This is a genomic window from Streptomyces sp. CWNU-52B (assembly GCF_047444975.1).
Lineage (GTDB): Bacteria > Actinomycetota > Actinomycetes > Streptomycetales > Streptomycetaceae > Streptomyces.
In genome coordinates this window covers 75,847-91,901 of sequence record NZ_JBLFJV010000030.1, presented here as the reverse complement: position 1 = coordinate 91,901, position 16,055 = coordinate 75,847, and the positions used below count along the sequence as shown (strand labels likewise).

11 protein-coding genes are annotated in these 16,055 nt (G+C 70.4%); 3 read left to right on the top strand and 8 right to left on the bottom strand.

What is annotated here, in order from left to right; translation table 11 throughout:
• Positions 1-206 precede the first annotated feature (206 nt).
• The gene (locus ACLVWQ_RS27220) at positions 207-2,330 is read right to left on the bottom strand and encodes a DNA gyrase/topoisomerase IV subunit B (protein WP_414111821.1); all 2,124 of its coding nucleotides are present in this window, start codon (positions 2,328-2,330) and stop codon (positions 207-209) included.
• A 440-nt stretch (positions 2,331-2,770) separates the two neighbouring features.
• Here ACLVWQ_RS27220 and ACLVWQ_RS27215 point away from each other — a divergent pair, with 440 nt between their 5' ends.
• Positions 2,771-3,001 carry a hypothetical protein gene (locus tag ACLVWQ_RS27215; RefSeq protein ID WP_055513118.1) on the top strand — a complete coding sequence of 77 codons (231 nt, stop codon included), beginning with the start codon at positions 2,771-2,773 and terminating at the stop codon, positions 2,999-3,001.
• Positions 3,002-3,174: 173 nt separating this feature from the next.
• On the opposite strand, the gene ACLVWQ_RS27210 is transcribed toward ACLVWQ_RS27215, so the two are convergent.
• The 6 genes from ACLVWQ_RS27210 to ACLVWQ_RS27185 all read right to left on the bottom strand — a co-directional run bounded on the left by ACLVWQ_RS27210 (position 3,175) and on the right by ACLVWQ_RS27185 (position 11,764).
• The gene (locus tag ACLVWQ_RS27210) at positions 3,175-3,990 is read right to left on the bottom strand and encodes a S1 family serine peptidase (RefSeq protein ID WP_414111820.1); all 816 of its coding nucleotides are present in this window, start codon (positions 3,988-3,990) and stop codon (positions 3,175-3,177) included.
• Positions 3,991-4,135: 145 nt separating this feature from the next.
• On the bottom strand, positions 4,136-5,674 hold the full coding sequence (locus ACLVWQ_RS27205) for an RNA polymerase sigma factor (protein WP_414111819.1): 1,539 nt from the start codon (positions 5,672-5,674) through the stop codon (positions 4,136-4,138).
• A 406-nt stretch (positions 5,675-6,080) separates the two neighbouring features.
• A complete protein-coding gene (locus tag ACLVWQ_RS27200; RefSeq protein WP_414111818.1) occupies positions 6,081-6,968 on the bottom strand; it encodes a FadR/GntR family transcriptional regulator in 888 nt (295 codons plus the stop codon).
• Positions 6,969-7,130: 162 nt separating this feature from the next.
• Positions 7,131-8,939: an ATP-binding cassette domain-containing protein gene (locus ACLVWQ_RS27195; RefSeq protein ID WP_414111817.1), complete on the bottom strand. Its 1,809-nt coding sequence runs from the start codon at positions 8,937-8,939 to the stop codon at positions 7,131-7,133.
• 128 nt (positions 8,940-9,067) lie between these two features.
• Positions 9,068-9,826: an NUDIX hydrolase gene (locus ACLVWQ_RS27190; RefSeq protein WP_414111816.1), complete on the bottom strand. Its 759-nt coding sequence runs from the start codon at positions 9,824-9,826 to the stop codon at positions 9,068-9,070.
• Between the two features lie 279 nt (positions 9,827-10,105).
• Positions 10,106-11,764, bottom strand: coding sequence for a DUF4192 domain-containing protein (locus tag ACLVWQ_RS27185; protein ID WP_414111815.1), 1,659 nt, complete (start codon positions 11,762-11,764; stop codon positions 10,106-10,108).
• A 132-nt stretch (positions 11,765-11,896) separates the two neighbouring features.
• Here ACLVWQ_RS27185 and ACLVWQ_RS27180 point away from each other — a divergent pair, with 132 nt between their 5' ends.
• Together ACLVWQ_RS27180 and ACLVWQ_RS27175 are read left to right on the top strand one after the other, a co-directional pair.
• Positions 11,897-14,059: a RecQ family ATP-dependent DNA helicase gene (locus tag ACLVWQ_RS27180; protein ID WP_414111814.1), complete on the top strand. Its 2,163-nt coding sequence runs from the start codon at positions 11,897-11,899 to the stop codon at positions 14,057-14,059.
• Between the two features lie 223 nt (positions 14,060-14,282).
• Complete coding sequence (locus tag ACLVWQ_RS27175; protein WP_414111813.1) at positions 14,283-14,909, top strand: hypothetical protein; 627 nt, start codon at positions 14,283-14,285, stop codon at positions 14,907-14,909.
• A 476-nt stretch (positions 14,910-15,385) separates the two neighbouring features.
• Here ACLVWQ_RS27175 and ACLVWQ_RS27170 read toward each other — a convergent pair whose 3' ends face one another.
• Positions 15,386-16,015: a hypothetical protein gene (locus ACLVWQ_RS27170; protein WP_414111812.1), complete on the bottom strand. Its 630-nt coding sequence runs from the start codon at positions 16,013-16,015 to the stop codon at positions 15,386-15,388.
• Between the last annotated feature and the right edge of the window lie 40 nt (positions 16,016-16,055).

Sequence of the window (16,055 nt, the reverse complement as noted above, 5' to 3'; positions counted from 1 at the left end):
ACGATCGCCGCGCCGCCCCGCGACCGCCACGGTCTCGCGTCGTCATGCCCTCGCGTCCTCGGCCTTCGCGCCCTCGCACACGCGGAGACCGGATGCCCGGCAGGCCGCAGGGGCCCGGCCGGACATCCGGCCGGGCCCCATAGATCCGCCTTGTGCGACCTCCGCGGCCCGTGCGCCCACGCAGCCTGCGCGTCGGTCCCTACGGACTACGCGTCGATGCGCGAACGATCCAGCGTCGCAGCCGAGCTGGAGATGAACTCCTTGCGCGGAGCGACGTCGTTGCCCATCAACAGGTCGAACACCTGCTCGGAGGCTTCGAGGTCGGTGATGTTGATCCGGCGCAGCGTGCGGTGGCGCGGGTCCATGGTCGTCTCGGCCAGCTGGTCCGCGTCCATCTCCCCGAGGCCCTTGTAGCGCTGGATCGAGTCCTTGTACCGCACGTTCTTGCGCTGGAGCTCCAGCACGGTCTCCCGCAGCTCACGGTCCGAGTACGTGTAGATGTACTTGTCCTGGCCCTTCTTGGGCTGGCTCAGCTCGATGCGGTGCAGCGGGGGCACCGCCGCGAACACTCGTCCCGCCTCGACCATCGGCCGCATGTAACGCTGGAAGAGCGTCAGCAGCAGGATCCGGATGTGCGCGCCGTCGACATCGGCGTCGACGAGAAGAATGATCTTCCCGTAGCGTGCCGCGTCGATGTCGAAGGTCCGGCCGGACCCGGCTCCTATGACCTGGATGATCGCACCGCACTCGGCGTTCTTCAGCATGTCCGTGACGGACGCCTTCTGAACGTTGAGGATCTTTCCGCGGATCGGCAGCAGCGCCTGGAACTCGGAGTTCCGGGCCAGTTTGGCGGTACCGAGCGCGGAGTCCCCCTCGACGATGAACAGCTCGCTGCGCTCCACGTCGTCGCTGCGGCAGTCGGCGAGCTTGGCCGGCAGGGAGGAGGATTCCAGGGCGGTCTTCCGCCGCTGGGCGTCCTTGTGCTGACGGGCCGCGATCCTCGTACGGGCGGCGGAGACGGCCTTCTCCAGGACGACGCGAGCCTGAGCGGCCGCGTCCCGCTTCGTGGAGGTCAGGAACGCCTTGAGCTCCTTGGAGACCACGTTCGTCACGATGCGGCGGGCCGCCGAGGTGCCGAGCACCTCCTTCGTCTGCCCCTCGAACTGAGGTTCGGCGAGGCGCACGGTGACGACGGCGGTGAGGCCCTCCAGGGTGTCGTCCTTGACGACGTCGTCCTCGGCGACGCGCAACAGCTTCTTGGTGCGCAAGACCTCGTTGATCGTCTTGGCGACAGCCTGTTCGAAGCCCGCGACGTGGGTTCCGCCCTTGGGCGTGGCGATGATGTTCACGTACGACCTGAGCGTCGTGTCGTAGCCCGTGCCCCAGCGCATCGCGACGTCGACGCCCAGCTCCCGTGTGACCTCGGTCGGAGTCATCTGACCGTGGTCGTCGAGGACCGGGACGGTCTCCTTGAAGGTGCCCTGGCCGGAGAAGCGGAGCACGTCGCAGACGGGCTTGTCGGAGGCCAGGTACTCGCAGAACTCGCTGATGCCGCCGTCAAAGCGGAACGACTCCTCACCCTTGCTGCCCCCTTCGCCGAGCCCGACCTCGTCGCGGACGACGATGGTGAGGCCGGGCACCAGGAAGGCCGTCTGCCGGGCGCGCTGGTGCAGGTTCTCCAGGGAGAGCTTCGCGTCCTTGAGGAAGATCTGCCGGTCGGCCCAGTACCGGATGCGCGTGCCGGTGCGGGTCTTGGGGATCCTCTTGAGCTTGCGCAGCCCGGACGACGCCTCGAACGTGGCACTGTCGCCGTCGCCCTTGAAGGCGCCGGGCGTGCCCCGCCGGAAGCTCACCGCGTGGGTGCTGCCGCCCCGGTCCACCTCGACGTCCAGGCGGGCCGAGAGCGCGTTCACCACGGAGGCGCCCACGCCGTGCAGGCCGCCGGAGGCCGCGTACGAGCCGCCGCCGAACTTGCCTCCCGCGTGCAGCTTGGTCAGTACGACCTCGACACCGGACAGGCCGGTTTTGGGCTCGACATCGACCGGAATGCCCCGGCCGTTGTCCCGCACCTCGACCGAACCGTCGTCGTGCAGGGTCACGTCGATGTGGTCGCAGTAGCCTCCGAGGGCTTCGTCGACGGAGTTGTCGATAATCTCCCAGAGGCAGTGCATCAGACCGCGGCTGTCGGTCGATCCGATGTACATGCCCGGGCGCTTCCGCACGGCCTCGAGGCCCTCGAGGACGAGCAGGTGCCGCGCGGTGTAGTTGGAACCGTCCCGGTCTGCTCCGGTCAGCAGGGCTGTGGACGGCACGGACGTCTCGGCGGTCACGCGGTTCGCTCCTCGCTGAATTTCAGTTGGGGCCCTTTTGGGTAAGGGCCCGGCTTCGGTCACCGGTCCGAGGGTACCGAGGCCTGGTAGAGCCGTTGTAACGCCACCCTCGTCCGAAACGCAGACTAGTCCAGAGTCGCATGCTTGTTCGATCCCTCGTTGGAGTGAAGTACATATCACGTTCCCTTCCAGGCATGAACCATTTAGGCTCCGGGCACGTCCTCAAGAACAACCGGCAAGCCAGCCGGGAGGACTGAACCTGACAGAGCGCGAACCCGTAAGACACGAAGACACGCAATACGGCTCATTCGCCGCCAACCGGCAGCAGACAGCCGACTCGGAAAGATTTTTTTCGAGGAAGAGCCACGAGCGGGAACGTTTTCGGCCTGGTTGGATGTTGACCCTGGTACGACAGCTCGTCGAGCTAGAGAAGAGGCGACGTGACTACTGTTCTGACCCCCGCGAGCCCACTGACGGCCGCTGACCGCTGCGACCGTTGCGGCGCCCAGGCATATCTGCGCGTCGTCCTCCTCAGCGGTGGTGAACTGCTCTTCTGCGCCCACCATGGGCGTAAGTTCGAGCCGGAACTCAAGAAGATCGCCGCTGAGATACAGGACGAGACGGAGCGGTTGACGGCCGCCCCGGCAAGCGCCAATGACGAAGAGCACTGACACTTCGCGCAGACGACGAGCCATCTCCGGCACAGGCCGGTGACCGGGCGGCCGCCCCTGGATGCAGGGGCGGCCGCCCGCGCTCGTGCCTGCGGAGCGCCCCTCGCACCTCAGCGCCACCCGACCACCCAACCCCCAGCCACCCCCCGCCCGAGGAAGCCGTCAGGCGGCCCTCAGTGGTCCCCTCCGAGCGCTGTGACGACTCCTGAGGCCCTCGTGTAGACCCCGGGGCTGCCGGCCCGCCCACAGCCGCTCCCCCACGACACAAGGCCGATCAGGCGCCCCTGAGCGACCAGCGGCCCGCCGCTGTCCCCCTGGCAGGCGTCCCGGCCACCGCCCTCCTCGCCCGCGCACAGCATGGAGCCGGAGAGATACGTTCCGTCCGCGCTGCCCGGATAGGCCTCCTCGCAGACGGCGTCGGACAGCACCTGCACGCGCGACGCACGCAGGGAACTCGCGTAGTCGCCGCCCCCTGTCGTGTCGCCCCACCCGTAGACCACGGCGTCCGTACCGGGCTCGTAGGCGGCGTCACCGGGGCCCGCCATGCGCATGACCGACTCGGCGGCGAGCGGCTCCGCGAGAGTGAGCACAGCGAAGTCCCCCGCGTTCGTGTAGGCGTCGTGCCGTGGATTGATCCAGATGTCGCGGACGGCGACCTCACTGCCCCCGTCGGCACTCAGGTCGCCACGCCCCGCGACGACCTTCAGATCCTGGACCTGCCGACGCGGCGCACCCAGCACTTCCTCGCTCAGACAGTGGGCGGCCGTCAGTACCGTGGACCGCCCGATCACCACGCCCCCGCAGAACTGCCCCGCACGCGTACCCCCGAACCGGTCACGGCTGGACAGGGCCACCGTCCAGGGGGTCGCGGAGATGTCCACCGGATAGCCGCCGATGACGACGTCGGCCGTCGCGGGGACCGGGCACACCAGCGGTATCGCGGCCACCGAGGCCACGAGGGCCAGCGCTCGGGCGAAAGAACGACGCATGCGCACTCCTCACTCCTGGGCTGTCATGAGACACCCAGGGTGATCCACACGGTGGCACCTCGCACTCCGCACAGACTCCGCACAGACCGAGGGCCCGGCTCCCTCCACGGGAACCGGGCCCTCGGTGACGTACTGCGGCCGAGGCCTAGTCGAGGTAGTCGCGCAGAACCTGCGAGCGCGAGGGGTGACGCAGCTTCGACATCGTCTTGGACTCGATCTGACGGATGCGCTCACGCGTCACGCCGTAGACCTTGCCGATCTCGTCGAGAGTCTTCGGCTGGCCGTCGGTGAGACCGAAGCGCATCGAGACGACGCCCGCCTCACGCTCGGACAGGGTGTCGAGCACGGAGTGCAACTGCTCCTGGAGGAGCGTGAAGCTCACCGCGTCGGCCGGCACGACCGCCTCGGAGTCCTCGATGAGGTCACCGAACTCGCTGTCGCCGTCCTCACCCAGGGGGGTGTGGAGGGAGATCGGCTCACGACCGTACTTCTGGACCTCGATGACCTTCTCGGGGGTCATGTCGAGTTCCTTCGCCAGCTCCTCCGGCGTGGGCTCGCGGCCCAGGTCCTGGAGCATCTGGCGCTGCACGCGCGCGAGCTTGTTGATGACCTCGACCATGTGCACCGGGATACGGATGGTGCGGGCCTGGTCGGCCATGGCGCGGGTGATCGCCTGGCGGATCCACCACGTGGCATACGTCGAGAACTTGTAGCCCTTGGTGTAGTCGAACTTCTCCACCGCGCGGATCAGACCGAGGTTGCCCTCCTGGATGAGGTCCAGGAAGAGCATGCCGCGGCCGGTGTAACGCTTGGCCAGGGAGACCACCAGACGGAGGTTGGCCTCCAGGAGGTGGTTCTTGGCCCGGCGGCCGTCCTCGGCGATGATCTCCAGCTCGCGCTTGAGCTTCGGTGCGAGCTTGTCGGCGTTGGCCAGCTTGTCCTCGGCGAACAGTCCGGCCTCGATGCGCTTGGCGAGCTCGACCTCCTGCTCGGCGTTGAGCAGCGGGACCTTGCCGATCTGCTTGAGGTAGTCCTTGACCGGGTCGGCGGTGGCACCGGCGGCGGCGACCTGCTGCGCGGGCGCGTCGTCCTCGTCCTCGTCGGACAGGACGAAGCCTTGGGCACCGTCCTCGGTGGTCTCCTCCGTACCGGTCTTGGCCGCGCCCTGAGTCTCCTCGGTCGCGTCGTCGTCGACCGCGTCGGCGTCGTCCTTCTTGGCCGTGGTCTTCTTGGCCGCCGTCTTCTTGGCGACGGTCTTCTTCGCGACCGCCTTCTTGGCGGTCGTCTTCTTGGCCGCGACCTTCTTGGCGGCCGCGTCCTCGGCGGGAACGTCGGCGTCAATCACCGGCGTGGCGGTGGCGGTGGCCTTCTTGGCCGTCGCCGTCTTCGCCGCGACGGTCTTGGTGGCGGTGCGCTTGACGGGACTCTTCGCTGCGACGCTCTTCCGGGTGCGCTTTGGCTCCGCGGCACTGACCATCAGCGTCACACCCTCTTCCTCGAGGATCTGGTTGAGGCTGCGCAGTACGTTCTTCCACTGAGTGGCCGGAATCTGGTCAGCTTCGAAGGCCCGACGCACGTCATCGCCGGCGATCTGCCCCTCAGCCTTTCCCCGCTCAATGAGCGCCATGACAGAGACGGACTCGGCGATCTCCGGCGGGAGCGTACGGGATGTGCTGGCCGACACGAACAACCTCTCGGAACGTTGGAAAACGGCTTCCGGCACCGTCCACTGCGGACAGGAGCCGACGACCGCCGACTTCGGAATGGGCCGACGGCGCGGGCGGGAGCCGGAGAAGAGTCACAGCGCCTGGAACGGCGCCCTTATTCCCTGCTCGACTGTCACCTCTTAGGTCATCGTGCTGTCCCCAAGAGCGTTACGCCCAATCTGCGTGGCCCGAGTCACACCTCGTAAGCATGTAAAAGTGTGCAGACATGGTCAGAGACGGTCATCCCGGGGGCCAGCACCCCATCGCACCGTCGGGCCCCGCCGGATCCTCCTGGGATCCGGCGGGGCCCGACGGCAGACGGTTCGCCGGCCAACGATGCCGTGCGGGGAGTCCGCTCCCGACCGCGCCATCCGCGGTACGCGATCAGTGCTCGCGCGGCGCGGGCACGACGCGCTCCACCTCGGGGTGGGCGGTGAGCAGCTGCCGCATGGCTGTCTCCGCGGCCGTGGCGTCGCCCGCCGCGAGCGCGTCGGCGATACGGCCGTGGTGCGCGAGGGACGCCTCGGTCGGCCGGTCGCAGCCCGCGACCGGTCCACCGGAGACCTGGAGCGCGGCCGACACGATCCCGGAGAGGTGCTCCAGCATGCGATTGCCGGCGACCTGGATGAGCAGGGAGTGGAACTCCGCGTCGGCCCGCGAGAAGGTGAGCGCGTCACCCTGCCCCATCGCGTGTCCCATGATCTCGACCATGTCGGTGATCCGCTGCTGGACCTCCGGCCGGCCGTGTCCGGCTGCCAGGCGGGCGGCCAGCGGCTCGATCGTCCAGCGCAGCTCGCCGAGCTCACGACGCTGATCGTCGCGCTGCGGGCCGAAGGCGCGCCATTCGATGATGTCCGGGTCCAGGAGGTTCCAGTCGCTGACCGGACGCACCCGCGTGCCGACATTGGGGCGGGCACTGACCAGGCCCTTCGCCTCAAGGACTCGGAGCGACTCACGGACGACGGTGCGGGACACCTCGAACCGCTGGCCGATCTCCTCGGGCACGAGCGGGCGATCGGCACCCAGGTCGCCGGAGACGATCATCTGACCGAGCTGTTGAACCAGTTGGCCATGCAGGCCGCGTCCACGGCTGCCGGCGGTACGTCGGCCCACGCGGCCCAGCTCGGGGTCCGTGGCGTCCCACACAGATGCGCCCAGGCGGTCCGCGCCGGGGCCCTCCGCATAGGGATAGCGGTCGAGTTCGCCCGGACCGGCGAGGCCGGAGTCTGCGGAACGGGCGGCGGTCATCATGGCGTGCGCAAGGGTAGTCACGGATCCTTTGTCGGCGTCGTCTCCAACTCCCTTGAGGTCTTTGGTGAAAAGCACACGAAAGGGTGATCGCTCACCCCGTCGCAATTGACGCCTTATCGGAAAGAAATGGGCGTTCTGCATGGAGTTGTGCGCAGGAGGGGAACACGCGTGCACGGACGGTCGTCATCGAACCCTGCTCCGCAGGGTCGTGAGCAGATATGCGCAGAGCAGAGCCGTAAGTGACAACATCAGTGCACCACCGACGGGTTGAGCGATCACACCTGCCACGGCGGCCACATATTGCTCACCTCCGAACGGCCACTGCACCAGCACCAGCTCACGGAGCCTGGCCGAGAACCCGGCAGCCGTCCGAACCGACGGCCCCTCCAGAACCTTTTGTACGACCGGCACGACGACGATCGGCACCGCGAGAACCGCCGCGAGCCCGGCGGTCGTGGACCGGAAGATGCCCGCCGCCAGAACGCCCGCCCAGGCACAGCCGACCACGAGGCCGATCCAACTCGCGCCCAGTGAGATCCAGTCCGGGGGAACTCCGGCCAGTTCCCGTCCGTAGACGATGTGGAGCAGTTCGGCGTTCAGGCCCACCACGACGACGGCCAGCGTGAGCGCGGTGGCCGCGGCGACGACGAGCTTGGCGGCCAGGAGCCCCAGACGGCGGGGGACGGTGCCGCGGTCCGCGGCGAGAGCGGGATGACGGAACTCGTCACCGAAGGCGAAGGCGCCGAGCAGTCCCGCGCCGAGCGCGGCGGGCGGCAGGGGGAAGTCCCGCGGCCACGCGGCGAGCAGCCGCGCCTGCGGCGTATGTCCCGACCTGGCCAGAAGTACGGAGATGAGGACGGAGGCGACGAGCACCGCGGCGGCCGTCAGATACCCCGTGGCGACACCCGCCGCACGGCGCAGTTCGTAGCGCAGCGGACGCAGCGGGCCCGCGCTCTGACGGACGGTGATGGGCGGCGGAAGAGGCGACAGTTCGTGCGCGCCCCGGGTCTGCGTGGCCTGACTCCGCATGGCCTGCGTCGGCGCCTCGCTCGTACGAGGACCCTCCTCCTGCGCCTCGGCCTCACCAGGACCCTCCTCCGGTGCCCGCGCGGGCACCGGCCCCATGTCGCCGACCTCGTCCGCGAGTTGGTGTACGAGGATGCCGTGGCGGTAGGCGGTCTCGCCGACCTCGGCACAGGTGCTGCCGTAGACGGAGAGGCGATTGCCGTCCTCCCGCACGACCTCCACGGAGCATCGCGCGGTCCGGGATTCCTTGGCCAGCACAGCGCCGAGCCGGGCGGCGTGCGGGCTGCGGACGGCGACGCGGGGCCGGAGCCTGGTGCGCGAGAAGTCCGCGGCCTCCTGGTCGGCGACGAGCCTGCCCTTCTCCAGCGTGACGACCCGGTCGGCGGTACGTGCGGCCTCCTTGGGGTCGTCCGTGGCGAACAGCACGGTGCCGCCCGCACCGGCGTGCGCACGCAGAATCCCGTGCAGCCAGCGGCCTTCGCGCGCGGAGAGCCCGTCGGCGGCGCAGTCGAGGACGAGGGTGTGCGGGTCGGGCAGCAGAGCGCAGGCCAGCCCCAGACGGCGGTCCATGCCGCGCGAGAGGGTGCCCAGACGTTCGTCGCGCAGACTGACGAGACCCACCACCTCCAGGACGTCGTCGGCGCGCCCGGCAGGTACGCCCGCCGCTGCACACAGCATGCGGAGTTGGCCTCGGACCGTACGTGCCGGGTGACCGGGGACCTCGCCGAGAAGGACGCCCACCTCGCGCGACGGATGGGCGATGCGGTGCAACGGGCGGCCTCTGAAGTAGGTGATCCCACGACCCTGTTGGAGTTCGAGCATCAGCCTGAGCGCGGTCGTCTTGCCCGCGCCCGGGGCTCCCAGGAGCGCCGTGACGCAGCCTGCGGACGCCTCGAAAGAGACGTCGTCGACAGCGGGGGGAAGCTCCTTGCGGGCGTTACTGGTCAGTCCGATGGCCTGGATCACCCGAAGCAAGATAGCGCGGTATGTACCGTTTTACGGGCACCTCGAGCGCGCCCGGGAGCAGACTCCGTGCCGTCCCGGCCACTTGACCGGACCACCCGCACCGGGACCGGGGAGATTCCGGGACGGCGTCAGACCTCGGGGCGGAGCATCGGCGGGTTGAGCAGGGTGGCGCCGCCCGCGCGGAAGAGCTGGGCGGGACGGCCCCCCTGCCGGGTCGTCGTACCTCCCGTGGGCACGAGGAAGCCCGGCGTACCCGTCACCTTCCGGTGGAAGTTGCGGGGGTCGAGCGCCACGCCCCACACCGCCTCGTACACCCGGCGCAGTTCACCGACGGTGAACTCGGGCGGGCAGAACGCGGTGGCCAGCGACGAGTACTCGATCTTGGAACGGGCTCGCTCCACTCCGTCCGCGAGGATCTGGGCGTGGTCGAAGGCGAGCGGCGCGGCCTGTTCTCCGTCGCGGCCGTAGCCGCCCTGCTTGAGCAGGTCTTCGACGGGAGCCCAGCGTGCGCTCTTCGCGTCACCGCCCGCCCGGGGCGCCGGCAGATCGGGTGCGAGGGCGAGATGGGCGACGCTGACGACCCTCATCCGCGGGTCGCGCTTGGGGTCGCCGTAGGTCGCGAGCTGTTCCAGATGCGCTCCGTTGGCCTGCGCGGGAGCGTCCGGGTCGTGGGCGCACAGCCCTGTCTCCTCCAGCAGTTCGCGCGCCGCGCCCTGCGACAGATCCTCGCCCGGCCGCACAAAACCGCCGGGCAGCGCCCAGCGCCCCTGAAAAGGCGGCTCACCCCTCCGTACCGCCAGCGCACACAGGGCATGACGACGCACGGTCAGTACGACCAGGTCGACGGTGACGGCGAAAGGCGCGAAGGCTGACGGGTCGTAAGGCATGCCGTGATCTTAGTCGTCTTCCTGACGATAAACACTCCCTTCACCGGTCGCTCACATGGCTGATCCGCAGCTCTCGGACAGGACGGCCCGCCCCCGCCGCGGGGAGCGGGTCCCACGGCGGACGAACCCTCATACCCCCAGCTCAGGCCCGTCGGCTGCCTCCTCCGTCACCGCCGCGGGCCGACGGCATCGCCCCGCACAGTCCCTCGCGCCCCTCCCCTTGCCCCTCCTTCTGCCCGCACCACCGATCCGGCCTGCTCCGCACGCCCCTCTGCGCCCTCACACCTCCTCTTTCGGCGTCCCCGGCTGTCCGACGCCAGGGGTGGACCGGGGACGCCGAGCCCCTCCGGTCCCCGTCGGCCGGGTGGCAGGCCGGCCGACAGCGCTCTCCGGGCTCCGCGTCCCGCGCCGGCGGCGGGAGGGGCCCCTCGGCGGCCTCGCCGGAGCATGCCCGGTCGGCCGGCCGACATCGACCGACACCCCTTCACCCTCCCTTGCCACTGTCCCTGCCCCTGTCCCTGTCCCTGCTTCAGTTTCAGTTTCAGTTTCTGCTTCAGCCTCTGTGGGGTTCGCTGAGCCTGCCGGGGCGACCGCCTCCTCCTCGATGCGGTCCGCACGCGCACCGCGCAGGCAGCGGCGAATCGACTCCGGGTCCAGGCCCTCGTTGCACGCCTGGTGGAGCAACCGGGCGAAGAGATACCCGGAATCCGCCCCCAGCGCCATGGCCAGGGCTTCGCGGGCTTCCAGCTCGTCGCCGGAGGACCAGGCGACCCACCCGGCGAGCGTGAGGGGAGCAGCGGCGTGCTCCCCGTACGGGCCGACGCAGCGGCGGGCCAGGGCCCGCCAGAGGCGCAGGGCCCATCGGGCTTCGTCGCCCTCCATCCACTCCGCCGCCCGGTCCCGTGTCGTGCGGTCCTGCAGGCCGAGGATCAAGGTGGCCGCCTCGTCATGGGTCAGCAGTCCGTCGTCCCGGAGATCCGCCGGAAACGTGCCGGGCCCACCGGTCTCAGCTGCGGCGCCGGCGAACCGGCGCATGATCCGGTGAGCCAGTTCCAGGGTCTCGGCCGCCACACCGGCGCGGTTCTCGTCGTCCAGGATGCGAGGGATCAGCGCCATGCTCCCCGCGTCGAGGGCCGACTCCTGCTCCCGTGACGCCTCGGTCTCCCACGGCATGAGCCGCGCCCGCAGCTCCCGCAGGGTGCCCCGCACCTGGAGCCCGGCATAGGTGGCTGCGGCGGCCAGCACAGACGTACCGGGCAGCCCCAAGGACGTACCGTCCGGCGGGCAGCAGTGCTCGCTGGGGCAGCAGTACGACCAGAAGTGGCCGTCCGAGATGCACAGGGCTTCGATCACCGGGACGTCCAGCACGCCGCAGGCCTTGCGGAGCAGTTGCGCCAGCGGACGCAGACGCTCCATGACGGCCCGGCCCGACTCTCCCGCCCCGGGGTCCTGACAGAGGAAGGCGACCACGCTCTCGGGCAGTGCGCCCCTGCGTTCGCTGCCCTTCACCAGGCCGTGTGTCAGCTGTTCCGCCACGGACGGCCAGTCCTCCGCGTGGCTCGGGATTCCGAGCCGCGCCCGTCCGCCGAAACGGCCCCGCCCGTCACTGTCGTGGAGCGCGACGAGCACGATGCTGTCCTCGGGTCGGTACCCGAGCAAGTAGGGCAGGGCATCGGCCAGTTCGGCCGGAGTACGGAGGGTGACCTGGTGCTCGGGGTAGGGACCGCCGTCCCCGCCGTGTGCCGGGCCGCCGGTGATCACGCCGTCACGGTCGTGCCCCTGAACGCCGTGTCCACCTCGGCCGCCGCCCGGCCCGTCCGACTCGCTCCGTCCGTGCCGCCCGCTCTGCCCGTGCCGCCCGCCCTGCCCGGCGATCTCGTCGCATCCGCTGATGTCACCGTCACCGAGGTTCTCGGCCGGTTCGCTGTGGTTCGTCATGCCGTGACCATCCCGCGAAACCCGGAATCCCGTCGCGCCCTGTGGATAACCACGATCATGACCGCGTCAGGAGTTGTCCACAACGGACGGTCCCATTCGCGCTATGTCCGACCCATCGGGTTGCATGGGGTCATGAGCAACGAAGAGCTGCGCACCGCGGCCGACACCGTCCTCGCCCGCCTCGTCGGCGCGCCGGGAGGCGACGCCAGGCTGCGCGAGGACCAGTGGCGCGCCATCGAGGCCCTGGTGGCCGACAAGCGCAGGGCCCTGGTCGTACAGCGCACCGGCTGGGGCAAGTCCGCCGTGTACTTCGTCGCGACCGCGCTGCTGCGGCAGCAGGGGGCGGGCCCCACCGTCATCGTCTCCCCGCTCCTCGCCCTCATGCGCAACCAGGTGGAAGCCGCCGCGCGCGCCGGCATCAGCGCCCGGACCATCAACTCGTCCAACATGGAGGAGTGGGACACGATCCAGGACGAGGTGGCGGCGGGTGAGGTCGACGTCCTCCTGGTGAGCCCGGAGCGGCTCAACAATCCGGACTTCCGGGACCAGGTACTGCCCAAGCTCGCCGCGGCGACCGGCCTCCTCGTGGTGGACGAGGCGCACTGCATCTCCGACTGGGGCCACGACTTCCGGCCGGACTACCGCCGCCTGCGGACGATGCTCGCCGACCTCCCCTCGGGTGTCCCGGTCCTCGCGACCACCGCCACGGCCAACGCGCGCGTGACCGCCGACGTCGCCGAGCAGCTGGGCACCGGAACCAGCACGGACGCCCTCATCCTGCGCGGCCCGCTGGACCGGGAGAGCCTGAGCCTCGGCGTGCTGCAGTTGCCGGACTCCGCCCACCGGATGGCCTGGCTCGGCGAGCACCTCGGTGAGCTGCCCGGTTCCGGGATCATCTACACGCTCACCGTCGCCGCCGCCGAGGAGGTCACCGCCTTCCTCCGGCAGTGCGGGCACACCGTGACGTCGTACACGGGAAAGACGGAGAACGCGGACCGTCAGCAGGCGGAGGAGGACCTGCTGGCCAACCGGGTCAAGGCCCTCGTGGCCACCTCGGCGCTGGGCATGGGCTTCGACAAGCCCGACCTCGGTTTCGTGGTGCACCTGGGCTCTCCCTCGTCACCCATCGCCTACTACCAGCAGGTGGGCCGAGCGGGCCGAGGTGTGGAGCACGCCGAGGTGCTGCTCCTCCCCGGCAAGGAGGACCAGGCGATCTGGCAGTACTTCGCGTCGATCGCGTTTCCGCCGGAGGAGCAGGTCAGGCGCACCCTGGACGTACTCGGCCAGGCGGGCCGGCCGCTTTCGCTCCCCGCTCTCGAACCGCTGGTGGAGCTGCGCCGGTCACGGCTCGAGACGATGCTCAAGGTCCTGGACGTGGACGGCGCCGTGAAGCGCGTCAAGGGCGGCTGGATCTCCACCGGCAACCCATGGATGTACGACACCGAGCGTTACGCGTGGGTCGCCAAGCAGCGCGCGGCCGAGCAGCAGGCCATGCGCGACTACGTGACGACGACGGGCTGCCGGATGGAGTTCCTGCGGCGGCAGCTGGACGACGAAGGGGCCACCCCGTGCGGTCGCTGTGACACGTGCACCGAGCCGCGGTTCACCGAGGCCGTGTCCTCGTCCGCCCTGGACTCGGCACGCGGGGAGCTCGGCCGCGCGGGTATCGAGGTGGAGCCCCGGAAGATGTGGCCGACGGGTCTGACCGCCGTGGGTGTCGATCTGAAGGGCCGGATCCCGGCCGGTGACCTGGCCTCGACCGGACGGGCGCTCGGAAGGCTTTCGGACATCGGGTGGGGCAACCGGCTGCGGCCGATGCTCGGCCCCCAGGCTCCCGACGGGCCTGTTCCGGACGATGTGGCCCAGGCCGTCGTCGGCGTCCTGGCCGACTGGGCGAAGGGACCGGGCGGCTGGGCCTCGGGCGGCTCGGACGCCCTGCCCCGTCCGGTCGGCGTCGTCACCATGGCATCGCACCGCCGGCCGCACCTGGTCCGGTCGCTGGGCGCGCGGATCGCCGAGGTCGGCCGCCTGCCCCTGCTGGGCTCCATCGAATACACCCCGGGCGCCGACTCCACACAGGTCTCCAGGAGCAACAGCGCGCAGCGGCTGAAGGCCCTCGACGGCGCACTCGTCCTGCCGCCCGCTCTGGCCGAGGCGCTCGCTCGGGCCGAGGGGCCCGTCCTGCTCGTGGACGACGCGACCGATACCGGCTGGACGCTCGCGGTGGCCGCGCGCATGCTCCGGCGGGCCGGCGCACAGGGGGTGTTGCCGCTGGTCCTCGCCGTGCAAAGCTGATCCTTGCGGTGCTGTGGTGGACACTGGGCAGGGATATAAGCGGCGGATCGCCAGATAACGGCCGGTGGTCCCAATTGCTCGTTGCCGCAACCAAGTTCGACAGGAAGAATTGGCCTCGCGCCCCGTGTGGCCTCCCGAGGTCTCCCGTTCGGGCTGTGCTGCGGCGCGCTCCCCCAGTCCGACCCCCCGCCCGCAGTGTGGGCGCGTAGCCGAAGGGAGGACCGTGACCTTCGGATTCGCTCCGTCCTCGACGGCATCGATGTCGACGTCCGCCGCTTCCGCCAACCCACTGACCCGAATACTCGAACCCGCCGAGTGGGCCGCTGCGGGGATCCCGCTCCTGCGCAGTCCCCGGGAGGTCGTCAGCGGACTGCACTCCCGGCATCGGCCCCGACCCACGACCGCGATCGTGGCCGTGCTCGATCCCGACGAGCGGCTGACCGCCAGCGCCTCCTTCACCAGACGGCCGGCTCCGGCGGACGGCTGGATGTTCCGCAACGCGCTGCTCGCGCAGCTGCGCCGGGTCATCCCGCACGATCTGCGGCGCCGCACACCGGTGCGTACGGCCGTGCTGCTCTACTGCCGGGACGGCGACGCACGGTGGACGGAGGAGGACGGGGCCTGGATGTGGGGGCTGCGGGACGCCTGCACGCTGCACGGCCTGCGCTGCGGGGCGTACATCACGCTGACCCGTGACGGCTGGCAGGTGCTCGGCGAAGGACGCGGAGGGCGCCGGCCCAACGCGGACTCGCCCCCGCAGTCACTGGAGTTGTCCGCTGCCGCCGAGCCGATCCAGCCGCGCACCGGTGGCGCCGCCTCGGAGATACTGCGCCGCGCCGCCGCCCGCTGAGCGGACAGCCGCGTCCCGCCCTCGGCGCGGACTCGGGCATGGAGTGCCGTTTGTGGCGGCCCACGGCCGCACCGGCCGACGGAGCGACCGGAGCGACGCCCCACGCGGGCGGCCGCGCCGACGGGTACATGCCGACTCGTCCCCGTATAGAACATCCCTGTACAGGGCCTCCGCGGCGACACAGACCAACGGGACCGCCGAACGAGACAGCCTCGCGGGACAGCTACCGCCGAACGGGACGGCCGCAGCCAAGGACCCCAACCGCCGCCGTCCACAGGGACGCCGCGGTCACGGCCAATACTCACGGCCGTCCACCGCCACGCCACCACGACGGGCGGCGGCGTGCCGGCACATCCCCCGTACCGGCACACGTCTGACCGACCTCTGTGCATGCTCCGAGCAGGTGCCACCGCGGTGGCACCTCGGCCGTGAGAACCCCCCAGGAAGTGCAGGGGTCCCCAGCGGAACGGGGGTCCTCAGACCCCCGCGCCCAGCACCGAGTTGATCTGCTGCGGATCCCCGCAGACGATCAGCAGGGCACCGGCTCGGCCACGGGCCAACGGCAGGACGGTGGCGACGGTGTCGTCGGGTCCGCCGTTGACGGCGACAACGACCACGGTCCGGGAACCGGCACGACCGACAGCGGAGGCGCCGGCGTAGAACACGTCGTCTCCCGCGTCGTGCTGGGCCCAGTACGCGGCCTCGCCGAAGGAGAGCTCGTGCGTGGCCCACGGGTGGGGTTCGCCGGTGGTGATCACCAGCACCTCACCGGGGGCCCTGCCCGAGTCGAGGAGTAGGTCGACCGCTTCCTCGGCAGCGTCCAGCGCGCCCTCGGCCGTGGCCGGGATCAACTGGAGCTGCGGGGTCGAGGCTGCGGCGGGGGCCGCCGGAGCGGGCTGCTCCGGCTTGGCCACGGCCGTGTCGCGCGGCGTGCGTTGCACAGGCGGCATCGGCCGGACAGGACCCGGACGGCCTGGACGCGGCGGAGCCGCGGGACGGGGGCCGGGTACAGGACGGGGGGTCGGCGTGGTCCGGCCGGTGGCCGGACTGACGCGGGGACCCTGGGCACTCTCGTGAATCTGAGGCTCCTCGGGAATGAGAGGCATGAGCTGATTTTTATCAAACACCGGTGCGACTCGCGTCAGC